Genomic DNA, 24,022 nt, shown 5'->3' with positions numbered 1-24,022 from the left:
AACGCTGTTAGTAAGCAGTATTGCCTTAAAAGCGCAGGTAAACGGTTCAATAACAAGGCAATAATTTAGATGTGTAGTGTTTCCTACATAAAAAATTATTAACGCTGTTAGTGAGCCGTTTAACCAGCTTAAAGCTTAAAAGCTGTAAGTGTAGCCCAACTGTAGGGTACGAGGCTTACCTGGTTGAATACCGCCATTAGCACGATTAGCAATGTAGGTTTTATCAAACAAGTTATCAACGCTTAAGTATACTTTTTGATTGTCGTCGATGCGGTATTTAGCGGCTAAATCCCATACCACACGGCTATTAATCGCATTTAAGCCAGAGTCGGTTAAATCTGCATGTGAGTCAGATACATAGCGCAGTTGGCTGTGTACAACAAATGCTGATAATTCAGCACCCATAGAGAGTGCTACTTGGTTTTTTGGCACGTAAGGCATAGCGTCGCCTTTTTCTACTGTGCCCCAAATTTCTGAATCAAAAGTGTTTTTAAATTCAGAATCTGTGTAGGTGTAAGTTAACTTAACCGGGAACATAACAGTATCGGTGTTAAAAGTATGGCCTGCACTAAATTCAACGCCAGAAACAGCTACTTCACCATAGTTATATTGATCGCCAATGTTCTCATCGCTACACCCTACAGCGGCAGTACAATTACCGTGCATGTTGTCGTAATCAGAATAAAACGCAATAATTTCACCATTAATACCGCTTACGTTATAGCGTGAACCAAATTCAATATTTACACTTTTTTCTTCTTCTTGGTCGGCATTACCTGGCGCGGCTGGTGCATAACCTTGTTGAATACCAGCAAGTAGAGTGATGTTGTCGTTTACTGTGTAAGTTGCACCGAGTGACGGCACTAAAATTTCGGTGTCGTTCGACACATTTTTAGTTAAACCATTGCTACGTGTAGGATCCGACTTTGCCCACTCTTCACGGGTAATCGTAATGTCTTCGAAGCGCAGGCCAGCACTGATCACTAATGCATCTAGTGTCCATTCGTCTTGAATAAATAAAGTACGTGCAGTGGCACTATCTACGCGGTTACTGTCTGAACCCGGTACTCCGCGTTCTGTTAGTGTCATGCTTAAATCTTGATTAAGCGTGTACTCGTCTTGCCACTGAAAGCGATCCATTTCGTCTTCATGGTAACGCATACCCACAGTTATATAGTGATTTCCAGCAGGAATATGCAGCTCAGACTGAATCCCTTTAGCTTGGTAGTCGCGGTTATTTGCTTTTATAGCAATGCCTTCAATACCTTGTGCGGTAGGGTTGGCTTCAAACTCGCTGTATTGCTCAAGGTAGCTTTCGCTTACTTTGCTGGCTTTATACCAGTTACGATGAAAGTCGTTTAAATATGCCGTAGCAAGTAGTTCATAACCTGCACCAAAGCGATATGCATAGTTAAGTTGATAAGCATTGTGGCGGGTATTCATTTCATCATTTTGCGATGCCGCATAACGACGGTATGGCGTTGCTTGGTAATCTGCATCGGTTAAGCCCATGTAAGTTTCGTCTGATGTCTCGTCTGAATACTTAATTTTTAGCTCAAGGTTATGCGCGTCATTTTTACCAAATGTATGGCCTAACTTTAATAGTAAATCAGTTTTTTCAAAGCCAGTGTTGTCATCGCCAACTGGCAGGTCTTTAAACCCATCTGCGCCGTAGGTAAATACTTCAATTAAACCCGCGGTATTGTTTTTTTCTTTGGCAAAATAAGCATGGCCTTTATAGTAGCCATCGCTACCTAGGGCAGCATCAAGCATGCCTGTTGAGCTATTAGGCTCGGTTGGTAAGCTGCGCGATAATAAGTTTAAAACGCCACCTGTGGTACGTGGACCATATTTAACCGATGCAGCACCTTTTAATACTTCAATAGACTCCATACGACCCATAGTAGGGAAGTAATAAGCCGAAGGAGCCGAGTAAGGCGCAGGTGCTACAAGTACACCATCTTCCATTACTGATATTTTGTCGTTACGACCAGTGCCAGTTCCGCGCATACCTATATTAGGGCGCAGGCCGTAGCCGTCTTCTTCTTGTACGTAAACACCCGGTACAGAGGCTAAAACACGAGAAATGTCGGTAAATTCAAACTTTTGCAGTTCAGCATCCGAAATAAACGTTGCAGAGCCTGGAATATCGTTAATAGCTTGTTGTGAGCCTATAACTGTAATTTGTTCAAAGTTACGCTCTACCTTACCCATATCTTTTGCCATTGCAGTTGCACTAATAGACAAGGCAACCGCAGTTGCAAGGGTAGATACTAAAAACTTATGTGTCATTGAGACTATCCTAAATTGGGTCAATTAACTAAATTGGCGCAATTTAAACACGTTAACGAATGAGAATCAATGTTATTCAGTGTTTGCATATGTAAGTTCTTATAACTAAAAATCTTCATATATATAACTTTTAATATATGAAGGTTTGTTAGCTAGTATGTGTATAAAGCAGGTTAGCCTAAGCGAAGCTTAATAAATTCGGCCAATTTAAAAACGGCGTTTTCTGGCTCACTGGCCGTTTTTACTAAGCTAATGCCAATATCACCCAAGGATGGTAAAAATTTGGTTTTAAGTTGGTAATTTAGCTCGTTAGGTACAGTACTTTTAGCCAGCACTGTAATGCCTAAACCTTCTTTTAGCGCAGCAATAAGCCCGGTTAAATCGGCGTTGCTATACACAATACGATACTTTATTCCCGACCTTTCTAGCGCCTCAATAGCTCGGCGTCTGTAAATACACCCCTCGGGAGCGGTGACCAAAGTAACAGTGTCGTTTTGTGCTAGCGACAAGTCGCCCACCCATACTAGCTGATCTTGCTTAAAAATAGGAAATTGCTCCGAGTCGAGCTGCTCGTTGAGTGCCAGTACTAAATCAAACTGATCTTGGCGTTCTTGCGATAATAAATGCTTACTTAAACGCGATTTAACTTCCAGCGATACCTCTGGGTATAAAGCTACAAAGTCGCCAATAATAGAGGGCAGAATACGCGCTGCAAATTCGCTTGGAATACCCAAACGAACTCGGCCGGTAATACTTTCTGAGGTAAATAGCTGCAAAATGGCATCGTTGTGTTGCATCATTTGTTTAGCCATTGGCAATAATAGCTCGCCATATTGATTAAGCACTTGGCGTTGGCCTTGCTTTTTAAATAATTTATAACCAAGCAAATCTTCTAAGCGCTTTATTTGCAGGCTAACCGCAGGTTGCGATAAGCCAAGTAAATCGCCGGCTTTAGCAAAGCCGCTGGCCTCTACTACCATTACAAAAGTGCGTAAACTATCTGTTGAAATGTTTTTCATATTTAAAATCACAATTAATATCGCCATATATATAAGCATTATTTATCAATTGATTAATAATTACAATTTGTTGTTGTACAGCGGGAGCAATATACTTTTGATATTATAAGTTTGATAGGTGTTTGTTATGACTTTTAGCCCCATTATGTTTGCCCGCCATAGCAAAGCTAACAGCGCGGTTATTAATTCTTTGCAGGCCAGCAACAACCACGTTGTAATAGACTTTAGCGGCACCGAAGCATCGGTATTTTTAAGTAATATACTAGGCCACGATTTAACTAAATTAACGGCCAGTGGCTTGGGCTTAATTGGCACCCTTGATGGCGACTTTAACTCTGATTATAGTTATGCCGTTTACTGCTTTAGCGAAACCGCCTTTAGATTTATATTACCGCACTGCGCCAGCCAGCAATTACAAGCACTTATAAACGAGCAACAACTGCGTTATGACATTGATTATGTTTTGCGTACCGACCTAGCAAGCTTTATTTTAAGCGGCAGTAATGCCTTTGACTCAATTGTAGAAGCCTTTAAATTAACACCGGGTTTACGTCTTTCAGATGCGCAATTATGTTACGGTACGCAAAGCGGTGACGTATTTATCACAGCCATAAATAAAAACGACCAGCAACAATTTGTGCTGGTGGCTAAAACCCCTGAGCTGCAAAAGTGGCAAGAGTATATGCAAGCCCAAGGCTTTGCCCTTATTCAAGGCGCCGCAGCGTAAAATATTCACCCTAACTTGGGTGCTCACAGCTTAGTATTAATATTTGGCTGTGTTTAATTACAATTTGGCAGGCGTTAAACGCAGGCCATATTATTCCCCCCTCATTAAATTGAGGCCACGCCCAAATAACTGGGTTAATTTAAAAGTGAAGGAATATCATGACTTCTAAAACAGTACTTTATGCTAAGCACCTTGAAGCGGGCGCTAAAATGGTTGATTTTCATGGCTGGGAAATGCCTATTAACTATGGCTCGCAAATAGAAGAGCACAATGCAGTACGCAATGATGCCGGTATGTTTGACGTGTCGCACATGACCATTGTTGATATACAAGGCGAGCAAGCACAAGCATTTTTACAAAAACTAGTAGCAAACGATGTTGCTAAACTTACCGTACCTGGTAAAGCGTTATATACCCCAATGCTAAATGAGCAAGGCGGCGTAATTGACGACTTAATAATTTACTTTTTCAGTGACACTTCTTACCGCCTAGTTGTTAACTCAGCAACTCGCGAAAAAGACTTAGCTCACCTTGCTAAAATATCAGCCGATTTTGCTGTTACCGTTACAGAGCGTAACGAATTTGGCATGATTGCAGTGCAAGGCCCTAACGCTAAAGCTAAAACTGCCACATTATTAACTGCTGAGCAAAATGCAGCAATAGAGGGTATGAAACCGTTTTTTGGCGTGCAAACAGGTGATTTATTTATTGCCACAACGGGTTATACTGGCGAAGACGGTTACGAAATTGTAGTGCCAAAAGAGCAAGCTGCCGATTTATGGCAACAACTGTTAGACGCAGGAGTTGCACCAGCTGGTTTAGGCGCACGCGACACGCTACGTTTAGAAGCAGGCATGAACCTTTATGGCCTAGATATGGACGAAAGTGTATCGCCACTAGCGGCTAACATGGCTTGGACTATTGCATGGGAACCACAAAGCCGTGACTTTATTGGCCGTGATGTACTAGTACAACAACGCGCCGAGCAAAGCACTGATAAACAAGTAGGCCTAGTGCTAGAAGAAAAAGGTATCTTGCGCAGTGGCTCTAAAGTAATTGTTGATGGTGGCGAAGGTGTTATTACTTCTGGCACTTTTTCACCAACACTGGGTTACAGTGTAGCGCTTGCACGTGTACCACGTTCAACGGGCGACACCGCTCAGGTAGAAATGCGTAAAAAATTAGTTACCGTAAAAGTAGTAAAGCCTGGCTTTGTACGTAACGGTAAATCAATACTTTAAAGTATAAATAAATTTAATTTTGGTGCTATCACCCAATATAAACCAAAGGACAAAACAAAATGAGCAATATCCCTAGCGAGTTAAAGTATGCCTCTTCACACGAGTGGGTTCGCAACGAAGGTGACGGTACGTTTACTGTTGGTATTACTGAACATGCGCAAGAGTTACTTGGCGACATGGTATTCGTAGAACTTCCAGAAGTAGGCGACGAAGTAGATGCAGGCGAAGAGTGTGCAGTAGCAGAATCGGTAAAAGCAGCATCAGACATTTACGCACCAATTGGTGGCGAAATTGTTGCAATTAACGAAGAGCTAGAAGACGCACCAGAAACAGTTAACACTGACGCGTTTGGTGACGGCTGGTTATTTCGCATTAAAGCATCAGACGAGTCTGAGCTTGAAAACCTACTAAATGCAGAAGACTACGCAAACACTATTGACGAAGATTAATCTTTAGTGAGTAAAAAGCCCCATTATTTAAAACATTGGGGCTTTTATGATTTTGCTGCTTACCTTTCCATACACTGTAAGTTATTAAATCATATTAATTTTAAGTTATTGCTGGTTACCCATTAGTAATAATCACATTTTTTGGATCATAGGAATCTGGACACATGTCAAACGCCAAATCTCTTGAGCAGTTAGAGCAAACGCAAGATTTTATTCGCCGCCATATTGGGCCAAGCCCAGCGCAAGTAAGCGATATGCTTAGCGCGCTTGAAGTATCGAGTGTTGAAGAGCTGATCGGTCAAACTGTACCTGCAGGTATTCGCCTTGAGCAGCCTTTAACCGTGGGCGAAAGCCGCACCGAAGTTGAAACACTAAGCTACTTAAAATCAGTAGCAAGCAAAAATAAAGTTTTCAAATCGTATATTGGCCAAGGCTACCACCCAACACATGTACCGCACGTAATTTTACGTAACGTACTAGAAAACCCAGGTTGGTATACTGCGTACACTCCATATCAGCCAGAGATAGCGCAAGGGCGTTTAGAGTCGTTACTTAACTTTCAAACTATGACCCTAGATTTAACCGGCCTAGATTTAGCAAGTGCATCGTTACTTGACGAATCAACCGCTGCAGCAGAGGCTATGGGCCTTGCAAAACGTGTATCTAAAGCGAAAAAAGCCAATGCATTTTTTATTGCCGACGACGTACACACACAAACAATTGACGTAGTAAGCACCCGCGCCGAGCAGTTTGGTTTTGAAATAATTGTTGGCAAAGCAGCCGACGCTGTTAACCATGAGATTTTTGGCGCGTTATTTCAATACCCATCAACAACTGGTGAAGTGGTAGACATTACCGACCTAATTGCTGGCGTACAAAGCAAAAAGGCAATTGCCTGTGTTGCTGCCGACATTATGAGTTTATTACTATTAAAAGCACCGGGTAAATTAGGCGCAGACGTAGTATTAGGTTCGGCGCAGCGTTTTGGTGTACCTATGGGTTACGGTGGCCCACATGCTGCATTTTTTGCAACACGTGACGCGTACAAACGTTCATTACCAGGTCGTATTATTGGCGTATCTAAAGACCGTTTAGGTAACGATGCACTGCGTATGGCAATGCAAACGCGTGAGCAACACATTCGCCGCGACAAAGCCAACTCAAACATTTGTACCGCGCAAGTATTACTTGCCAACATGGCAGCGTTTTACGCTGTGTACCATGGCCCACAAGGCTTAAAAACTATTGCTCAGCGTATTCATCGCTTTGCCGATATTTTAGCTGCAGGCTTACAAGCTAAAGGCGTGAGCCTTAAACACAACACCTGGTTTGATACCCTAACGGTAGTAAGCGATAGCAAAGCCGACGTTATTGCGCGTGCACTAGCAAGCGGTGTTAACTTTGCTACTAACCGCGATGGCGAATACTCAATTGCCGTATCAGAAACCACCACACGTGCAGACGTAGCGCAGTTATTTGATATTGTATTAGGCGAAGGCCATGGCCTAAGTGTTGATGCAATTGCAGCCGATATTGAAAACAATGGCAGCACGTCAATTCCAGCAAGCTTAGAGCGTGATGACGAAGTATTAACGCACCCTAACTTTAATTCGTACCACAGCGAAACTGAAATGCTGCGTTATATTAAGCGCCTAGAAAACAAAGATTTAGCGCTTAATCACTCAATGATCTCGTTAGGTTCATGTACCATGAAACTAAACGCGACTGCTGAGATGATCCCAATTACCTGGCCTGAATTTTCAAACTTGCACCCATTTTGTCCGCTAGATCAAGCACAAGGCTATCAAATTATGATGGGCGAACTGCATGATTGGTTGGTAAACATTACCGGTTACGATGCGGTTTCATTGCAACCTAACTCAGGTGCTCAAGGTGAATACGCAGGCTTAATTGCCATTCGTAAATACCACGAGTCACGCGGGGATGCACACCGTAACGTATGTTTAATTCCAAGCTCGGCGCATGGTACTAACCCAGCGTCGGCACAAATGGCCAGCATGAAAATTGTGGTGGTTGATTGTGATAAAAACGGTAACGTAGACATGGCCGATCTTAAAGCGAAAGCAGAAGCGGTAGCCGAAAACTTATCGTGTATTATGATCACTTACCCATCTACACACGGCGTATACGAAGAAACAATTCGTGAAATTTGCGACATTATTCATCAGCACGGCGGCCAAGTTTACATGGACGGCGCAAACATGAACGCGCAAGTTGGCGTAACTAGCCCAGGCTTTATTGGCTCAGACGTATCGCACTTAAACTTGCATAAAACCTTTTGTATTCCACACGGTGGCGGTGGCCCAGGTGTTGGCCCAATTGGTGTTAAATCGCACCTTGCGCCATTTATGCCTAACCACAGCATTATTAACGTACCAGGTACTAACGAAGGTAACGGAGCGGTATCGGCAGCGCCATATGGTTCAGCGTCTATTTTACCTATTTCGTGGGCTTACATTACCATGATGGGCTCAGAGGGCTTAAAACAAGCCACTGAAATGGCAATTGTAAATGCTAACTACTTAACGCATGAGCTAAGCAAGCACTTTCCAATTTTATACCGTGGCCGTAACAACCGTGTTGCGCACGAATGTATTGTTGACTTGCGTCCGCTTAAAGAGTTGTCGGGTATTACTGAAATGGACGTAGCTAAACGCCTACAAGACTACGGTTTCCATTCACCTACTATGTCGTTCCCAGTAGCGGGCACGTTAATGATAGAGCCTACCGAGTCTGAGTCTAAGGTTGAGATCGACCGCTTCATCGAAGCAATGGTGTCAATTAAGAGCGAAATCGACAAAGTAATCTCTGGCGAATGGTCAATCGAAAACAACCCGTTAGTGTTTGCACCGCACACCCAAGGCGACGTGTTAGGTAACGAATGGGACCGTGCATACGACCGTTTTTACGCAGCATTCCCAGTGCCAAGCGTGGCTAAAAACAAGTTCTGGCCAACCGTAACACGTATTGACGACGTATACGGCGACCGTAACTTAGTGTGTGCTTGCCCACCGGTTGAGACATACCGCGATTAATTTTTTGAAAAAATTTCTACTGTAGAGTGGAAATTTATCAAAATTATAAAAGCCGTTGCAGTAATGCAACGGCTTTTTTGTGCATAGTAATTCGTCATAAATAATATGCGCGTAGGTTGGGAAGAGTGAAACGAAACCCAACAAATCACAAATATACTTACTCGCTCAAAAGCCAAGAGTATGTGTTATTTATTGTAGGCGTACAGCTTGCTGGCGCGTTGATTGTTAAATTAAAATTCTGTATCCCTTAAATAAAATTGTACGCATGTAGCCTTTGGGCTACAATGGTTTTATGAAATATCGTATTAAGAAAACCAACAAGTTCGATAAATGGCTTAAAAAGCTCAAAGATCGTCAAGCTTTTATGGCAATAGCTAAACGTATTACACGCGCCATAAATGGAAACTTTGGCGATAGTGAATCTGTTGGTGGTGGCATATCTGAAATGCGAATTTTCGTAGGGAAAGGCTATCGTGTTTATTACATAATTAGAGGTGGTGAAGTTATTTTACTACTCAATGGTGGACACAAAGGCACACAAGGTAAAGACATTACCAAAGCAAAAGTTCTTTTAAGTGAATTGGAGTAATTACTATGACGCTACAAACATCAGATTTTAACCCGTTTGACTATATGGAAACACAGCAAGAAATTAATACATTTTTAGAAGAGTGTTTAGCTGATGATGATCCAAATACCTTTATTGAAGCACTTGGCTTATTAGTAAAAAAACATGGCGTGAGTGATATTGCTAAAGCAACGGGGTTAAACCGTGAAAGCTTATATAAAGCAGTTAACGGTAAAACTAAACCACGTTGGGAAACTATTTTTAAAGTTATGAAAGCACTTAACTTTCGCCTTACAACACAAGTTGCATAGGCTAGGGCGTGTTGATCTTTGGTGGTTGAATTTGCAACAGTATGTTTGGTTTTTAGGCAAGGCAGAGCCTATGTAGTGTGGTTATTCCCCATAAATAGGCGATAACGCAGCATAAATACCAAACATGCGCTGCCCTTTGGGTTCTTTCTAGGGACGATTAACTCTTTGTTGCTCGGTTTTTACTTAGTCCACTAGGTTACAAACCTCGCGCCGCGATTTAATCGCCCCTAGATTGAACAAATTTCAATCCACAAAGATCAACACGCCCTAGGTAGAGTGAAACGAAACCCAACAAATCACAAATATGCTTACTCGCTCAAAAACCAAGAGTATGTGTTATTTATTGTAGGCGTTTAGCTTGCTGACGCGCGGGCGGTAGTCCGAATCAGTATTTGAATAGGTGTTTGAGGTTATTATCACCTATAACGCGAATACGTTTCGTACTTTTAAATATTAGAAACCTTATTCAAGGTTTTGTCGCGCTGGCGACAGCAGCCAAAGAGGGGCTATATATTTTCAAACTTAACTCTGCTGCAAATAATTCATCCTTGAAGCTGGGTTACTGTCGGCATCCATGCCTTCACTTCCTCATACTGCGAAGCTACGCTTCGGTTATTCGTCACCTCTCAGCGCACCCGAGCATCACGCTCAATCTTTCAAAGCATAATTGGTGTGAAGTTACATCGGTTTGCCACGTTAGCTCTTCCTTTTAAACTACTCTTTATATTATTGATAATACTTGTATCAAACGCTCATTATTTACTTCGAGTAGTGTTTCAAATTTACATCTAGTATCCCGCAGATAATCAGTATGGATAGACTCCAATCGATGCTGGTAGCAAGGGTCATTAACTCTTAATCCATCAGTCTGAATTTGAAATTTTTCAGACATCAAAGATAAAAATACATAATCAAAGCTTTTAAGACTTGCCTCACCTAGCTCTTTTAATTTTTCATAAAATATAGAATCTTCATTTTTGCTACTAATAATTACTCTAGTATGAGCAACTATATCAGGTAGCCCTCTATCAAAAATAACAAAATCATATTCTTTATTAAGTTTACTTATTTCATTTTCCATTTGTCTCATGACAAGCCATGATGTAGTTAATAGATTTTGTTCATAGTTTAAGTTCAGTGGGCATTCTCTAGCTACTTCATTAAAAACGAAAACTTTTTTCCCCAACTTTTCCAGTTCAATTTTTATCATTTGGATTAAAGTACTTTTGCCTGACGCAAACACACCCGTGATAAGTATTCTTTTCATTTTTAATTAGTTACCAAATTTATTGACGTACTTTTACTCCATATGGAATCGAAATATTTTTCATAATATTCATAACCAATGCCGCCCTTTCGATATTGGTATGCCATCGTCAATTGACTAACTTTATCCACCATAAATGGACCTGTAAATAAATTTTTATCTACTTTCATAATAGACTCTATTGGTAAATGATCGTACTCTTTAATGACTATTTGATTTGGATTTAAATCTAAATCTTTAATAGTTTTTGTGGACCAGCTAACTAGAAATTCAAGATTATTATTTATCTCATCTTTTGAAGCCCCTTCATCCTTTTCTCTCTGATGTATATACGCAGAATGTTTTTTAGGGATTAAAAACCTTATCTCCAACCCATCATTTAATCTCTCTTTAATTGTATCTCCGCAATAATTAAGGAGTCCTTTGCAGCCTAAAGCTGCAATGTCTAATTTTTTAGCTTTTTCAAGGCAAATATTAGCTTCTTTATTCATGCTTTGTTTAGTTTCAAATATTGAAATTAACTTCCAATTATTCACTATCTCAGTTGTTTTTTTCTCGGGTAATGTTATGTGATAATCCACAAAGTTAATAATGACGACGGATATTATCGAACAACCAATACTTAGTAGGATTGTGTTGGTATTACTATTTTCTACAATAAATGCTGAAAGCATTAAGATTAGACCTAATAAAAGGATTAAAACTTGGACGATGTTTTGCCTTTTCATTGTGTACCTATGGTTGGATGTGACTATTATTTACTTGATTTATATAGAAGAAGCGCTTTAAGTCAAGGTAAGTATTTATTATAAGGTATTCTTGAGTTCAAGATCTCTATTATTAAGGTGTAGCGTAGTGGGTTTGCACTACTCATATTTTAGTGTCGGGTTAGGCATTTAAATTTATATCATTGAATATAATAAATCATCGAAACTTAACAAGTAAAAAGTCCTAATAATTAGTTGATTTAAAGGTTATAATAATTAGTTTTTCAATAGCGACCGAGTGTTCTATCAAGTAAGGTTTAGCGTTACTATAAAAAGGACTGTGTAATGTATGTATATGGAACAAGTGATAGGTTATTTGTGAACTCGACATTAGGGTGTAAATCTCGTTGTTCCTACTGTTACCTCCCATCTCTAAATTATAAGATTAATGCAGACAAGTTATTAGCCTTGAGCAGCCAAGAACTAATAAAAAAAATTGAAAGTCACAGCCAATTTATACCAGGGAAAAATGGTACCATAATATCTTTGGGCTGCTACTCCGAGTGTTGGGACCAAGTTAATAAGAGTATTACTGTTGAAGTAATTCAGTATTTTTTAAAAAAAAATAATTTGATACAATTTGCCACTAAACAATTCGTTTCTTCAGATGATGTAGAGAGATTAATACCTCATATTACATATATTGGACAGCTATCGATATTCATTTCCTCGACAACAATTAGCCATTGGAATACTATTGAACGCGGTACAGCTTCACCAGAGTCTAGGTTCAGAAGTTTTGAGTTGATAGAAAAATTTAACGTTCCTCTGTACCTCTATATCAAGCCTGTTATCAAAAATGTAACTATAAAAGACCTCAAGGCTTACTTAGATGTCGTTAAAAAGTATAATGTAACTGGTGTAGTTGTAGGCAGAAAATTTGTAAAATCAAGTATCATCACAAATAAAATTAACCTAGCACCGATAGGTAGTGGTGAATTGAAATATAGTGAAGATAATAGCGATATAGATCAAATTGTTAAAGCTTTTTCTCTCGTGACTGATACTTATGAAGAAAGTTTAGCAGCAGTTCAATTTTGGAGAAATAATGGGTAATATGCAAATAAATGATTTTTTTGATTCTGAAAACTTTCTTAATTTAGAATTCGATGAAATTCTGAATGCACCCAATAGTGAACTTATAATTTCAAATTTAATTTACTTAGTTGGTTACAACCACATAGAAATAGAGCATGAGCAGCCTAATTTAACAGTGTTTAATGCTGGTATGTTCACTGGCGACTTAGACCAAAAACTTAAAATAGAAAATGGAAAATTAGAAGGGAAGTTGCTTGATGTAGCTAATACTGTTTTTAATACTTTGAAAGACATAAAAAAAGAGTCAGATATTTCAGATTATTATTCACCAGAAATGAGAAAGTCAAAGCATCTTGAAATCTTGAAAAAGAATAATATTGACCCTTCATTCCTAAAAGAATTAAGAATGCGTTTGGTTCTTTAATTCAAAGTATTAAAAAAGTTTATTACTAATAATTTCATAGAGAATAAAATTTAAATGATTATAGCAATTGAAGGTATTGATGGTAGCGGGAAAAATACACAGGCTAAGTTACTTGCGGATAGATTATCGAAATCAGGAATTGATGTTACTTTAATGGGATTTCCGTGCTATTCGGAAACATTTTTTGGTAAAGAAGTTGGTTGTTATTTGAACGGAGAGTTTGGTGGGTTAGATGTTGTACCTCCCAAGCTTGCATCGATGCTATATGCTGGAGATCGTTTCGAGAAAAAAGCTTCAATACTTGAAGCTTCATCTGCAGGTAAAGTAGTGATTATAGATCGTTATGTTTCATCAAACATTGCGCATCAATCAGCTAAAATATCTGGCTCTGAAAGATTAGAGCTCCAACTATGGATAGAAAATCTAGAATATAACGTATATGGTCTTCCAAAAGCTGATATTAATATTTTATTAAATTTAGATGCTGCGAGCTCATCAAAACTTGTGCTACTGAAGAACACCAGAGATTATACTGATAAAGCTAAAGACCTTCATGAAGAAGATTCTAGCTATTTAGAAAAGGTGGCAACAGTTTACAACTCCCTTGCATCGAACTCCAAAAATTGGAAAATAATTAATTGCCTTAAAGGTGGTTCTATCAAAAGTATTGAAGATATTTCTGAAGAAGTATATAAAAGTATTCATAACTTAATAAAATAATTATTTTTGTATATATTTTATTATAAAAGTATTTTCAAACCTAACTATCCAAAAAGCTAATGTTTTAGAGGGTCATTGGGGTCAAATCTTGACTTCATACATCAATGGTCTAGATTCATAGTTTACTGCTTATTGAGTGAGTTAACCAAAGGGGTCAAATCTTGACTTCATACATTAATGGTCTAGATTTATAGTTTATTGCTCATTGAGTTTATTATTATGTCTAGACCACTGCGAATAGAGTATGAAAATGCGTTTTATCATGTGATGAATCGCGGAAGAGGGCGTGAAAATACCTTTTTGAGTGATGACGATTTTAAGTGTTTTTTATACTGCATTGAGCAAGCAAGCCTTCGTTTTAATATTGAAGTACATTCGTATTGTTTAATGACCAATCATTACCACCTGTTAATAAAAACCCCAGATGCAAATTTAGGCAGAGCCATGAAGCATATTAATGGCCTCTATACGCAATATTTTAATAGAGCACATAATACAGATGGTGCACTGTTTAGAGGTCGCTACAAGGCGGTGCTGGTGGATGCTGATAATTACTTACTACATGTTAGCCGTTATATACATCGTAACCCAATAGAAACAAGTACACCGTTAGTAGATGTACTCATTGACTATAAATGGTCTAGCTATTCAGCTTTCATCAAAAAAACAGCGACGCCAAAATGGCTAGTTCGAGACTTTATATTTTCGCTTCAAGGAAAAAATCGTAAATATGCTGCGTACAAACAGTTTGTTGAATATGAAAATAATAAAGAGGTAAGTACGTTTTATGGCGCTAAAAAGTTACTTTCAGTTTTGGGTTGTGACGCATTTATTGAAAAAATAAAGGGGTATATAGCAATACCAGATAGCGAAAGAAGTATTGTTATTAAAAAACGCTCAACGGATGATGTAATTGATTACTTAGCTAAATATTTTTGTATAGATACACATGATATTGTAACGGTTAAAAAAGGGCGAAAAGAGAAAAACTTGCCACGTATGTTTGCTATTAAATTATGCCAAGATTTAACTGGGCAAAATTTAAAAGCGTTAGCCGTTATTTTTAATGTTCAACATTATTCAGCTATATCCCAAACGGTATGTAGGCTAAATAAGTTAATAATTGAAGATGATAAGGTCAAATTACAATTCGAAAAACTGCGAGATAGCTTGATGTATGAAGTCAAGATTTGACCCCAAACCTTCCAATTCGAAGAACTGCGAGATAGCTTGATGTGTGAAGTCAAGATTTGACCCCAAACCTTCGAATGTTCAACATTATTCAGCCATATCTCAAACGGTATGTAGGCTAAATAAGTTAATAATTGAAGACGATAAGGTCAAATTACAATTCGAAAAACTGCGAGATAGCTTGATGTGTGAAGTCAAGATTTGCCCCCAAACCTTTGTAAAACCAAACCACGTTGGGAAACTATTTTTAAAGTGATGAAAGTACTGAATCTTCGCCTTACAACGCAAATAAGGTAGGCCGGATAAGCGGCGCAGCCGTGCCATCCGACAGTTTACATAATTGCTTAAATAAACTTAAGAGCTTACGCTTCAGCCCCCAATAAACTATCAATATAAGCGAGTTCTTCGCTAAAAATACCACTAATGAATGCACTTTGTTCGCTAATTACAGCGTCATGAGGTTGGGCTTTATAGTCTTGTTGGCACCTGACAAGTTCGGTGGCTAACCATTGGCATGTGTTGTTTGCTGTATTTATGGCTGTTTTTAAAAAAGATGACCATTTTATTTTTTGTAGATTAAAGCGGTATAGCGCGACAGCAATTAAGCTATAGGCTTGTTGCTTGGGCGATGGTGCGTTATTGCTCTTTAATGTGTAGCTGTTTAAAAGCTTGGTGCTGATAAGGGCTTGTTGCAGTGCGACTTGCTGTAATTGGCTTAAAAAAGTAGTTGTCATAACGTGTTGTGCCTCTGTGAGCTTAATAACCTGAGCTTCGGATAATAAACTTATCTCAAGCAGCTATTTTCAGCGCTAACTGCGTTGAATTTACTTGCAATAGGCCAGCTATTGACGCGTAAATTCGCCTTGTTTTCACTGAAAGCCTTTGGCTAGAGAAAATAAAATTAAATATAAATATGATTCAATACGTTAGTAAATCTCTTAACCAGAGTTCAGGTTTAATAGTTAAGGTTAAGCAAGGCGTTTTATGACTCATGCAGTACCGAAAAAATACAGCAACATTGATAGCAAAATAGGGCTGACTCTTTACTGAATTAATCAAACATAATTGTAATTGGGTGGGGAGCAGGTTTGTGTTGTCTTTTTTATGGGGAGCGCAGGAGTCTGTGTTTTATTGGTGAAAAAATCACGAACTAAAATATCATTCCCTTGAAGCTTAAAGCCTTTCACTTTTCCTTTATATGAATGTCATCTACAACTGCGTTATTATCTAAAAGGTATTAACCAAACCCGAGAACACGTTGAATTATTTAGCTCATCTTTATTTAGCACAGCCTACGGCCGATTCGCACTTTGGTAATTTACTGGGCGACTTTGGTGGTCAACGGCATTTAAACCAGATACCTATAACGGTAAAGAATGCGCTCGATAATCACTATTTAGTGGATAAATTTACTGACTCTCATCCTATAGTTAAAGAGGCTAAACAGTATTTTTCATCTAAGCGTAAGCGTTTTGCAGGGGTGGCTATTGATGTGGTGTTTGATCACTTTTTAATTATGCATTGGCAAAAATATAATCTACAGCCATTAAACGACTTTAAACAAACTAGCTTTGCGCTTTTGCATAAGCGTATGCCTGTAATGCCGCCGCGAATGCAGCACGTTGTAAAACACATGACCGACAACGATTGGTTTAAAGAGTACGAAACCCTTGATGGGGTAGGGCTAGCACTTGATAATATAGCCAAGCGCATTCGCTTTACTAATACCTTTGCTGGTGCTGTTGATGATATAGCAAAGCATTATGATGAATTGAATGTTGTATTTTTAGCATTTTTCCCTGAGCTGATTACGCATGTAAATCAGTTTAATCTTGAAAACGCTAAAAACATCCGTGGGTTTTATACTTTATAGTCGGGGGATTTAATCCCCGAATCTACTTTTTATCCTCGGTAATAAACCTGATTTAGCAATCGGGTGCTTCTAATGTAAATACTAAATGTTTACGCATATCTTTTAAAACAACGCCTTTTTTTAGCATGGCTGCGCTTAAGCGCTTTTGCCATTTTAATAACTCTGGTTTTGCTGCAGCTAAGGCTTGCTCGTTGTCAAATTGAAAGCACAGTAGTAAGGAGCCAGGGAATAAGTGATATTGAACGTCAAACCAGCATTGCAGCATACCAGGGAGTTCTGCTAGGCCTTGTTTTTCGAGTGTATCGGCAATATTAAGGACAAGCGCTTGCTGTTTTATTTGCACTGCAGAGAGTTTTTTCATTGTTTTATCCAAGTTGTAGGCTAACAAATACAGCCATAAGTGCTCATTATACCCAAGCTTTTAGGTGAGCAACAACTTTGAGGATAGTTAACCTAAACTCTGGATAATAAATTTATCTCAAGCAGCTATTTTCAGCGCTAACTGCGTTGAATTTATTTGCAATAGGCCAGCCATTAACGCGTAAATTCGCCTTATTTTCACTGAAAATCTCTGGCTAGAGAAAATAAGTTTAAACATCATTATTATTATTCAATGTGTTAGTAAATATCTTAACCAAAGCTCGGTGGTTAAAATAAAAGGCGCTGTTCAAAGTGGTTTTTAAAGGCTAATCTGGGCTTATTGTAAAAAGACGGTAGTAATAAGTTAATGAGTAAAACCACGAGTGGTATGCAGGCTTATCAGCAGCAAGAAGAAGGTTATCGAATTAAAGCGTTAAGATTGTACCCTTGGGTATGTGGGCGCTGTGCACGTGAGTTTGAGTATTCTAATTTACGAGAGTTAACGGTGCATCATATTGATCATGACCATAATAATAACCCTGATGATGGTAGTAACTGGGAGTTATTGTGTATTTATTGCCATGATAATGAGCATAATAAATATCACGAATATGTGTTGTACGGCGGCACTACAGAGCAAAAAGTGGTGGCGGCTACACATAACCCGTTTGCCGACTTAAAGGCGCTGCTAAACAAAGATAAATAATGGGTAAAGCCATTTTGGCCAAGTGGTTAGTTTAGCTTACTTATTTCAAAGCTTTAGGGTCTGTTTATCTTTCAAGGTTAAATTTGCAACAGTGTGTTTGGTATTTAGGCAAGGCAGAGCCTATGTGGTGTGGTTATTCCCCATAAATAGGCGATAACGTAGAATCAATACCAAACATGCGCTGCCCGAAGGGTTCTTAGGGGCAATTAACTCTTTGTTAGGGGCGTGAGCAGGATGCAAAAGCTTTGCTCGGTTTTTGCTTATTCTTACATGGATGTAAGCCAGTAGAATAACGCAGGAGCAGTTGTCGAGCCCACTAGGTTACAAACCTCGCGCCGTGATTAACTCGCCCCTAGTTTGAACGAATTTTAATCCGCAAAGGTCAGCAGAACCTAATCGTTACTAAATACGGCGCAGTCGCGGCCTTGTTTTTTTGCTTGATACATAGCATCGTCGGCGCGTTTAAACCAGCTAGCAACTGTGGTGCCCGGTACCCAAGCTGCAACACCAAAAGATACAGTAACTGAGTTACCCGCAGGTGTTTTTAACTCGTTTTTTATTGTTTCGCGTAGCTTGTTTATAAAGCTAACTTGCTCTTGGGGCGGGATTTCGGGAATTATTAGCACAAACTCTTCGCCACCAAAGCGGTATAGCTTATCTGATTCTCTTATATGTGAATTGGTAATTGACACTAACTGCTTTAGTACTCTGTCTCCTTCGGCGTGGCCGAATTCGTCGTTTACCTTTTTGAAAAAGTCTAAGTCTAAAAACGCTAATAAATAAGTGCTGTTATAACGCTCTGCTCGCGAAATGGCGGCTAGTGTATCATCGTTAAGCGCACGGCGATTTAATGCGCCGGTTAAAGGATCGGTACTGTTTAGTTCTGCAAGTAAAGCAAGCTGCTTGTTGCCAAAAGAGGCATATACAAAAGCACAGGCAGCTAGCATTAAGTTGGTTGTAAAGTAAGAGTTTAGTGGCATAACATCGAATAAATTAGGTATGCTCGCAATAATTGCCACATTGCTAAGGGTGAGTATGAGCGCTTCTATTGGTTTAACTAAAAAAAACGTAACGGCTACTACCGGATAAACCCATAGCATACTGTTAATGCCGTTGGTAATTATAATGGCAATAACGCCAATATTAACAAGCAATGCAATAACGGCGCTAATAACACGCGGCTTTTTAGTGTAATGGGCATAACCGACTAAGGTTAAAATACCGCTTACAATGGCTAAGTCAATTAGCGCTGCGACTATGTTATTTTCTATAAAACGAATAATAATAAATGGCGTAATACCAAATACTGACACAATACTGAGTATAAGCAGAATAGAAAGCTGATGTTTTTCTTGTAGTTGCTTGAACATAAATGCCTCAAGGTAATAAGTATAATAATGCCAAACCTAAACTAGTGATAGCTTAAGCAAGCGGTGCGCTTTTAAGTTTTTATTTACTACTTTGTAGGTTGGCACAGCGCAACGTGTTACAAGTTATAGCGTTGCGCTATAAAATAGTCAACTAAGTTAGAAGTTTAGCCTAAAGTTAACTAAGGCAAAACAGCAGGAAAAACTAGCTTGAACTGCAGAGCACTTTAGCTAGTTTTTAATAAGAGGTATTTACGCGGGGCCAACTAATTGCATTGTCACAATAGATAAAATAAGTACTGCTAAACCAAAACAAACAACCCAGTTTAATTTATGACCAAACAACAACCAAGTTGCCAGCGCAGTACCGCTAATTGAAAGAGCTCCCCACGTGGCGTAGGCAATAAACAGTGGGATGCCTTGCACAGCGAGGGTGAGTAAGGCAAACGCGGCCATAATAAAAACAATGGCAAGTATGCCAAAGCGTTTATGTTTAAATCCGTGTGACATTTCTAAAAATACGTTGGCGGCAATGTCAAAAATTACTGAGCCAAGAATATAAAGCCAATATACTGTCATTGTTTTTGCTCTTGCATAGCGTGGCCGCTGTTAATTATAACAATGCCGATAATAGCTAATAAAAGTGCAAACATTTGGCCAATAGAAATAGCTTCGCCTAAAAATACAAATGACACAGATGCAATTAATATCATCCCCAAGCCTTCCCAGAAGGCGTTAGCAAGTGCGATAGGAATTTTGCTGGTGGCTTGGCTAAGAGCAAGATAAGCTAAGCCAACCATTAAAGTTACAAATAAGCTACCTAATAGTAACTGGTCTTCGTTTACCAGCCACTTCATTACTGTTGTACCTATAACCTCAAGAGTTACAGCTATTATTAAATATATCCAATGCATTTTTCCTGCTCTTAATACTAAAACATTGTGCGTATAATACTGCTTATTATTTTTATACTATAATTGCTCAGAGTCAAAATAATTGACACTAAGGGGGCTTGATGAAATTAGAGTCGTTACAGTACTTTGTGATGATTGCACAAACCGGCTCTATTGCTAAGGCGGCAGCGCGCTTGTCGGTTAATCGTAGCACTATGAGTATGGCGCTATCGACGCTAGAGGATCAGTTGGGTACTGCGCTATTTATTCGCACTGGTAATAGTATGCAATTAGCCCCCGCGGGTGAAAAAATAATTGACGATAGTATTCGCTTAATTAACCTTGCTGAGAGTATTAAGCACCGCTGCCTGCACGATGACGAGCAACTGCCACACCGCTTAGTTATTGGCCGTGATGATGCTTTACCCGAAGCCTTTTGGCGCGAAATTATTCGCAGTATTCGCAAGCGCTACCCAGGTATATCGTTAGAAATGCACTATGCGAGTGCAAATGCGTTGCAGCAAATGGTTGAAGAGGGCTTTATGGACTTAGCTTGTTGCTTAGATCAGAGCTTGTATGCAAATACTCAGCTACCTTTACAAGTTTTGGGCTGGGTGGCATTGCATATGGTTATTGCCAAAGATCATCCGTTAACGCAAATGCGCTATGTAAGTAATGAAGACTTAGCCAGTGTGCCGCAAATTGCTTATTTAGATTTAAGCCAAAGTGACATTCAAACCAATGTATCTGAGCGTTACGATATTGCGTTAAGTAGCTTTGAGTTAATTAGGGATGCAATACGCGACAAGCTAGGTTGGGGTTATGTGCCAGAGCCATTATTAAAAGGGTTTCAACCACAAGAGGTGGCGCGCATTGCTCATGGCTATAATGTTTCGTGGCATGGGTATGTGGCTATATCGCAGCAAGTAGTTGAAAACGAGCAGCCAATAATTCGTGATATTCGCCGCCTTATTAGCGATCAGATGGTGGCTTTACCTGGCATCGATATGAGTTTGCCTGCGTAATAGAGGGCTGTTTGTGCACTTATACACAAAAAATAATTGCTCCCTTTCGGCTTTTTAATCAATACAAAAACGACAAGCTAGAATGGCGAAGGTATTGCGAGTATTATAGCCTTTGGCAGTAGCGAAGAGGTGCTCTTTTCGTCTTAGCAATAATATATTAATGGAAGTAACGAATGACAACCAGTGGTCAAAATAACAGTAAAGGTAAAAAAAACAATCCATTATTTGAGGTCGTTTTTAATATTATAGTGCCTTCAATTATTTTAATGAAGTTTTCGGGGCCTGAATATTTAGGAACCGTTGTAGGGTTAATTGTCGCGCTTATATTTCCTGTGGGTTACGGTATTTATGATTTTATTAAAGCACGCTCGTTAAATTTTATTTCATTATTAGGTTTTTTAAGTACTTTATTAACGGGTGGCATTGCGCTGTTTGAGCTTAATGTAGAATGGTTGGCAATAAAAGAAGCGGCTATACCGGGTATTATTGGCCTGACTGTTTTAATGTCGGGTTTTTTTGGTAAGCCATTATTGGCAAAGGTGCTGTTAAACTCGATTTTATTTAAGTTAGATGTAATTTACGATACGTTAGATGCGCGCGGTAATACCCAGCGTTTTAAGCAGCAAATTACCAAGGCTAATTATATTTTAGCGCTTACTTTTGCTTTTTCATCAACTATGAATTACGTGCTTGCTAAGTGGATAGTGACCAGCCCTGCGGGTACGGTAGAGTTTAACGAGCAGCTTGGTGAAATGACCTTGCTCAGTTACCCTATTATTGCTATTCCGTCTATGTTGGCAATGATTGGTATTTTCTTTTATGTGATTAAAGTAATTACTAAATTAACCGGCATGAAGTTTGAACAAATGGTTCATTCACAGTAATTTAAGTTACTAAGTTTTTAGTATAAAAAGGCTTACAACTATGTGTTGTAAGCCTTTTTGCGTTTATAGCGGCTCGGGTTTTGCCTCATTGGTATGAGCTTCAAATAAGGCGACTTCGTCGGTAGGCTGGCTTACTGGCTTACGCTATTTTTTTGTAGCGCAACATATAGATCGGAGTGAACATAAATGCCATTTTTACCCGATACCATTCCGGCAATTTCAAACCACGATAGAAGCTGGCGTTTTCTACCTGCTAGCTCAAGACTAATGCCACGCTTTTTAAATATAACGTCTAAATCGGCAAGCATGGCCATAACGCTTAAATCTAAATGGGTAAAGCAAGGTACGGCATCAATAATAACGCATTGGGTATCGTCTTTTTGTTTTGCGTATTGCTCAAGTAATCTGCGTTTAAAGTAACTGGCATTAAAGTAAGTTAATGGCGAATTAAAGCGGTAAATAAATACCCCTTGCACGGCTTTTGCTTTATCGGTGGCGTCTAAGCTTCTTACCACGCCTTTTATATCTACGCCTAATATGTTGTCGGTAGGGCGCATTACGGTGCGAATAAATTGAAATAAACCCAGCAATACAGCAAGTGTAATACCCGGAATAACACCAATAAACAGCACTGCAAACAAGGTGGCTAAGGCAAGGTAAAACGCCTGCTTATCTTTAAACTTTAGTTGCCATACCGCTTTTAAATCTAACAAATGCACAGAGGCAATAATAAGTACCACGCCGAGTGCTGCGCTAGGTATAAACTCGAGCGGGGCGGTTAAAAAAATAGCAATAATAGCAATAATAGTGGCGGCTATAATCGACACTAATTGCGTTTTACCGCCATTAGCGTCGTTAACTGCGGTGCGAGAGTCGGCGCCACTTACAGCAAAACCTTGCGACAACGCAGAGGCGAAGTTGGCAATACCTAGGGCTCTAAACTCTTTATCTGCATCTATGTCGTAGCCATTTTTTGCGGCAAAACTACGCGCTGTTAGCATCATACTTACAAAGCTCACTATGGCTAAGTTAAGTGCCGGCACAACTAGTTCACGAATAATACCAATATCAAATACAGGGGTGTTAAATACCGGCAGTCCGCCGGTTACTGTGCCTATGGTTTTAATATTAAATTGCTCTAAATTAAAAAACCACACTAATATTGCGCCCAAGGTAATGGCAAACATTGATGCGGGCCATGTAGGCTTTAGTCGTTTCATAACAAAGTAAATAACCACAGTAAATAAGGCCATTAATAAAGTGGGAATATGGGTTTGTGATAAATAAGTGGGCACCCCCCCTAAGCGTTCAAGTAGGTATCTTTCATCAAAGGTAAAACCAAATACTTTAGAAAACTGACCCACAATAATAGTTATGGCTACGCCGTTTAATAAGCCCATTAAAATAGGCTTAGATAAAAAGTCTGCTAATACACCTAATTTAAATTTACTGGCTATAAAACACCAAAAACCGGTCATGGCGGTCATGGTTACAACTAGCTGCCAGTGCTTAAAACTGTCGCCTGCGGCAAGCGGGGTAACTACTGCAGCTATAACTGCACAGGTTGCTGCATCGGGGCCAACTATTAATTGTTTTGAGGTGCCAAAAAGTGCATATAGCATCATGGGTAGTATGCAGGAATACAGCCCAACTGCAGCATTAACACCAGTTAACTGTGCATAAGCAATAGCAACGGGTAGCGCCACGGCGGCAACCGATAATGCCGCTCTTAAATCATCAGCAAACCATTGTCGTTCATAATGAAGTAAAGTATTTAAACCCGGCATAAAATTATATAAACGCGACAGCACTACCTTTCCTTATTAATAGTAATTGCTCTTTGA

At 39.3% G+C, this 24,022-nt stretch carries 24 protein-coding genes; 14 read left to right on the top strand and 10 right to left on the bottom strand.

The window, feature by feature from the left end:
- Positions 1-135: 135 nt before the first annotated feature.
- Together AAEY55_RS01980 and AAEY55_RS01975 are read right to left on the bottom strand one after the other, a co-directional pair.
- Positions 136-2,292: a TonB-dependent receptor domain-containing protein gene (locus AAEY55_RS01980; protein ID WP_350549883.1), complete on the bottom strand. Its 2,157-nt coding sequence runs from the start codon at positions 2,290-2,292 to the stop codon at positions 136-138.
- 173 nt (positions 2,293-2,465) lie between these two features.
- A complete protein-coding gene (locus AAEY55_RS01975) occupies positions 2,466-3,311 on the bottom strand; it encodes a LysR family transcriptional regulator (protein ID WP_011329125.1) in 846 nt (281 codons plus the stop codon).
- Positions 3,312-3,438: 127 nt separating this feature from the next.
- Between AAEY55_RS01975 and AAEY55_RS01970 the strand changes: the two genes are divergently transcribed.
- From AAEY55_RS01970 to AAEY55_RS01945, 6 genes are all read left to right on the top strand, one after another.
- Positions 3,439-4,038, top strand: a complete 600-nt coding sequence (locus AAEY55_RS01970) for a hypothetical protein (RefSeq protein WP_350549880.1) — start codon at positions 3,439-3,441, stop codon at positions 4,036-4,038.
- Between the two features lie 158 nt (positions 4,039-4,196).
- The gene (gene gcvT, locus AAEY55_RS01965; protein WP_350549877.1) at positions 4,197-5,279 is read left to right on the top strand and encodes a glycine cleavage system aminomethyltransferase GcvT; all 1,083 of its coding nucleotides are present in this window, start codon (positions 4,197-4,199) and stop codon (positions 5,277-5,279) included.
- 59 nt (positions 5,280-5,338) lie between these two features.
- Positions 5,339-5,728, top strand: coding sequence for a glycine cleavage system protein GcvH (gcvH, locus tag AAEY55_RS01960; RefSeq protein ID WP_011329122.1), 390 nt, complete (start codon positions 5,339-5,341; stop codon positions 5,726-5,728).
- Positions 5,729-5,892: 164 nt separating this feature from the next.
- Entirely contained in the window at positions 5,893-8,784 is a 2,892-nt protein-coding gene (gene gcvP, locus AAEY55_RS01955; protein WP_089368720.1) for an aminomethyl-transferring glycine dehydrogenase, read from the top strand.
- A gap of 292 nt (positions 8,785-9,076) precedes the next feature.
- Positions 9,077-9,373: a type II toxin-antitoxin system RelE/ParE family toxin gene (locus AAEY55_RS01950; RefSeq protein WP_350549874.1), complete on the top strand. Its 297-nt coding sequence runs from the start codon at positions 9,077-9,079 to the stop codon at positions 9,371-9,373.
- 5 nt (positions 9,374-9,378) lie between these two features.
- Positions 9,379-9,663 carry an addiction module antidote protein gene (locus tag AAEY55_RS01945; protein ID WP_096793685.1) on the top strand — a complete coding sequence of 95 codons (285 nt, stop codon included), beginning with the start codon at positions 9,379-9,381 and terminating at the stop codon, positions 9,661-9,663.
- 721 nt (positions 9,664-10,384) lie between these two features.
- Here AAEY55_RS01945 and AAEY55_RS01940 read toward each other — a convergent pair.
- Positions 10,385-10,930: an AAA family ATPase gene (locus AAEY55_RS01940; protein ID WP_197184613.1), complete on the bottom strand. Its 546-nt coding sequence runs from the start codon at positions 10,928-10,930 to the stop codon at positions 10,385-10,387.
- A gap of 2 nt (positions 10,931-10,932) precedes the next feature.
- Positions 10,933-11,658: a hypothetical protein gene (locus AAEY55_RS01935; protein ID WP_350549870.1), complete on the bottom strand. Its 726-nt coding sequence runs from the start codon at positions 11,656-11,658 to the stop codon at positions 10,933-10,935.
- A 447-nt stretch (positions 11,659-12,105) separates the two neighbouring features.
- On the opposite strand from AAEY55_RS01935, the gene AAEY55_RS01930 reads away from it, so the two are divergent.
- The 4 genes from AAEY55_RS01930 to AAEY55_RS01915 all read left to right on the top strand — a co-directional run bounded on the left by AAEY55_RS01930 (position 12,106) and on the right by AAEY55_RS01915 (position 15,073).
- Positions 12,106-12,753, top strand: a complete 648-nt coding sequence (locus AAEY55_RS01930; protein WP_350549867.1) for a hypothetical protein — start codon at positions 12,106-12,108, stop codon at positions 12,751-12,753.
- Positions 12,746-13,159 (top strand): hypothetical protein, encoded by a 414-nt coding sequence (locus AAEY55_RS01925; RefSeq protein WP_350549864.1) that lies wholly within the window; start codon positions 12,746-12,748, stop codon positions 13,157-13,159. Before AAEY55_RS01930 ends, AAEY55_RS01925 begins: the two co-directional genes overlap by 8 nt.
- A 54-nt stretch (positions 13,160-13,213) precedes the next feature.
- Positions 13,214-13,879 (top strand): hypothetical protein, encoded by a 666-nt coding sequence (locus AAEY55_RS01920; RefSeq protein WP_197184617.1) that lies wholly within the window; start codon positions 13,214-13,216, stop codon positions 13,877-13,879.
- Positions 13,880-14,098: 219 nt separating this feature from the next.
- Entirely contained in the window at positions 14,099-15,073 is a 975-nt protein-coding gene (locus AAEY55_RS01915; protein ID WP_350549860.1) for a transposase, read from the top strand.
- Positions 15,074-15,432: 359 nt separating this feature from the next.
- On the opposite strand, the gene AAEY55_RS01910 is transcribed toward AAEY55_RS01915, so the two are convergent.
- Positions 15,433-15,804, bottom strand: coding sequence for a hypothetical protein (locus AAEY55_RS01910; protein WP_182683938.1), 372 nt, complete (start codon positions 15,802-15,804; stop codon positions 15,433-15,435).
- 524 nt (positions 15,805-16,328) lie between these two features.
- Between AAEY55_RS01910 and AAEY55_RS01905 the strand changes: the two genes are divergently transcribed.
- Positions 16,329-16,943 carry an ACP phosphodiesterase gene (locus AAEY55_RS01905; protein WP_086997747.1) on the top strand — a complete coding sequence of 205 codons (615 nt, stop codon included), beginning with the start codon at positions 16,329-16,331 and terminating at the stop codon, positions 16,941-16,943.
- A 52-nt stretch (positions 16,944-16,995) separates the two neighbouring features.
- Here the strand turns inward: AAEY55_RS01905 and AAEY55_RS01900 are convergent, their stop codons facing one another.
- A complete protein-coding gene (locus AAEY55_RS01900) occupies positions 16,996-17,304 on the bottom strand; it encodes a hypothetical protein (protein WP_179808122.1) in 309 nt (102 codons plus the stop codon).
- Positions 17,305-17,670: 366 nt separating this feature from the next.
- Between AAEY55_RS01900 and AAEY55_RS01895 the strand changes: the two genes are divergently transcribed.
- Positions 17,671-18,009, top strand: coding sequence for a YajD family HNH nuclease (locus AAEY55_RS01895; protein ID WP_086997751.1), 339 nt, complete (start codon positions 17,671-17,673; stop codon positions 18,007-18,009).
- Positions 18,010-18,401: 392 nt separating this feature from the next.
- Here the strand turns inward: AAEY55_RS01895 and AAEY55_RS01890 are convergent, their stop codons facing one another.
- From AAEY55_RS01890 to AAEY55_RS01880, 3 genes are all read right to left on the bottom strand, one after another.
- The gene (locus AAEY55_RS01890) at positions 18,402-19,379 is read right to left on the bottom strand and encodes a GGDEF domain-containing protein (RefSeq protein ID WP_179808123.1); all 978 of its coding nucleotides are present in this window, start codon (positions 19,377-19,379) and stop codon (positions 18,402-18,404) included.
- A gap of 249 nt (positions 19,380-19,628) precedes the next feature.
- Entirely contained in the window at positions 19,629-19,955 is a 327-nt protein-coding gene (locus AAEY55_RS01885) for an SMR family transporter (protein ID WP_011329111.1), read from the bottom strand.
- Positions 19,952-20,290 carry a multidrug efflux SMR transporter gene (locus AAEY55_RS01880; RefSeq protein ID WP_011329110.1) on the bottom strand — a complete coding sequence of 113 codons (339 nt, stop codon included), beginning with the start codon at positions 20,288-20,290 and terminating at the stop codon, positions 19,952-19,954. The genes AAEY55_RS01885 and AAEY55_RS01880 overlap by 4 nt, the downstream gene beginning before the upstream one ends.
- A 101-nt stretch (positions 20,291-20,391) precedes the next feature.
- Between AAEY55_RS01880 and AAEY55_RS01875 the strand changes: the two genes are divergently transcribed.
- A complete protein-coding gene (locus AAEY55_RS01875; protein ID WP_011329109.1) occupies positions 20,392-21,294 on the top strand; it encodes a LysR family transcriptional regulator in 903 nt (300 codons plus the stop codon).
- 173 nt (positions 21,295-21,467) lie between these two features.
- Positions 21,468-22,178, top strand: coding sequence for a VC0807 family protein (locus AAEY55_RS01870; RefSeq protein ID WP_011329108.1), 711 nt, complete (start codon positions 21,468-21,470; stop codon positions 22,176-22,178).
- A gap of 131 nt (positions 22,179-22,309) precedes the next feature.
- Here AAEY55_RS01870 and AAEY55_RS01865 read toward each other — a convergent pair whose 3' ends face one another.
- Positions 22,310-23,989 carry a SulP family inorganic anion transporter gene (locus tag AAEY55_RS01865; protein WP_350549855.1) on the bottom strand — a complete coding sequence of 560 codons (1,680 nt, stop codon included), beginning with the start codon at positions 23,987-23,989 and terminating at the stop codon, positions 22,310-22,312.
- Positions 23,990-24,022: the final 33 nt, after the last annotated feature.

The sequence above is a fragment of the Pseudoalteromonas sp. 120-MNA-CIBAN-0494 genome (assembly GCF_040308885.1).
Lineage (GTDB): Bacteria > Pseudomonadota > Gammaproteobacteria > Enterobacterales > Alteromonadaceae > Pseudoalteromonas > Pseudoalteromonas nigrifaciens.
This window is presented reverse-complemented; position numbering and strand designations above follow the sequence as displayed.

What these genes read in the sequence shown, in the direction of transcription:
- AAEY55_RS01980 (WP_350549883.1), bottom strand. Translation starts at nt 2,292, where the DNA reads ATGACACATAAGTTTTTAGTATCTACCCTTGCAACTGCGGTTGCCTTG.
- AAEY55_RS01975 (WP_011329125.1), bottom strand. Translation starts at nt 3,311, where the DNA reads ATGAAAAACATTTCAACAGATAGTTTACGCACTTTTGTAATGGTAGTA.
- AAEY55_RS01970 (WP_350549880.1), top strand. Translation starts at nt 3,439, where the DNA reads ATGACTTTTAGCCCCATTATGTTTGCCCGCCATAGCAAAGCTAACAGC.
- gcvT (WP_350549877.1), top strand. Translation starts at nt 4,197, where the DNA reads ATGACTTCTAAAACAGTACTTTATGCTAAGCACCTTGAAGCGGGCGCT.
- gcvH (WP_011329122.1), top strand. Translation starts at nt 5,339, where the DNA reads ATGAGCAATATCCCTAGCGAGTTAAAGTATGCCTCTTCACACGAGTGG.
- gcvP (WP_089368720.1), top strand. Translation starts at nt 5,893, where the DNA reads ATGTCAAACGCCAAATCTCTTGAGCAGTTAGAGCAAACGCAAGATTTT.
- AAEY55_RS01950 (WP_350549874.1), top strand. Translation starts at nt 9,077, where the DNA reads ATGAAATATCGTATTAAGAAAACCAACAAGTTCGATAAATGGCTTAAA.
- AAEY55_RS01945 (WP_096793685.1), top strand. Translation starts at nt 9,379, where the DNA reads ATGACGCTACAAACATCAGATTTTAACCCGTTTGACTATATGGAAACA.
- AAEY55_RS01940 (WP_197184613.1), bottom strand. Translation starts at nt 10,930, where the DNA reads ATGAAAAGAATACTTATCACGGGTGTGTTTGCGTCAGGCAAAAGTACT.
- AAEY55_RS01935 (WP_350549870.1), bottom strand. Translation starts at nt 11,658, where the DNA reads ATGAAAAGGCAAAACATCGTCCAAGTTTTAATCCTTTTATTAGGTCTA.
- AAEY55_RS01925 (WP_350549864.1), top strand. Translation starts at nt 12,746, where the DNA reads ATGGGTAATATGCAAATAAATGATTTTTTTGATTCTGAAAACTTTCTT.
- AAEY55_RS01920 (WP_197184617.1), top strand. Translation starts at nt 13,214, where the DNA reads ATGATTATAGCAATTGAAGGTATTGATGGTAGCGGGAAAAATACACAG.
- AAEY55_RS01915 (WP_350549860.1), top strand. Translation starts at nt 14,099, where the DNA reads ATGTCTAGACCACTGCGAATAGAGTATGAAAATGCGTTTTATCATGTG.
- AAEY55_RS01910 (WP_182683938.1), bottom strand. Translation starts at nt 15,804, where the DNA reads ATGACAACTACTTTTTTAAGCCAATTACAGCAAGTCGCACTGCAACAA.
- AAEY55_RS01900 (WP_179808122.1), bottom strand. Translation starts at nt 17,304, where the DNA reads ATGAAAAAACTCTCTGCAGTGCAAATAAAACAGCAAGCGCTTGTCCTT.
- AAEY55_RS01895 (WP_086997751.1), top strand. Translation starts at nt 17,671, where the DNA reads ATGAGTAAAACCACGAGTGGTATGCAGGCTTATCAGCAGCAAGAAGAA.
- AAEY55_RS01890 (WP_179808123.1), bottom strand. Translation starts at nt 19,379, where the DNA reads ATGTTCAAGCAACTACAAGAAAAACATCAGCTTTCTATTCTGCTTATA.
- AAEY55_RS01885 (WP_011329111.1), bottom strand. Translation starts at nt 19,955, where the DNA reads ATGACAGTATATTGGCTTTATATTCTTGGCTCAGTAATTTTTGACATT.
- AAEY55_RS01880 (WP_011329110.1), bottom strand. Translation starts at nt 20,290, where the DNA reads ATGCATTGGATATATTTAATAATAGCTGTAACTCTTGAGGTTATAGGT.
- AAEY55_RS01875 (WP_011329109.1), top strand. Translation starts at nt 20,392, where the DNA reads ATGAAATTAGAGTCGTTACAGTACTTTGTGATGATTGCACAAACCGGC.
- AAEY55_RS01870 (WP_011329108.1), top strand. Translation starts at nt 21,468, where the DNA reads ATGACAACCAGTGGTCAAAATAACAGTAAAGGTAAAAAAAACAATCCA.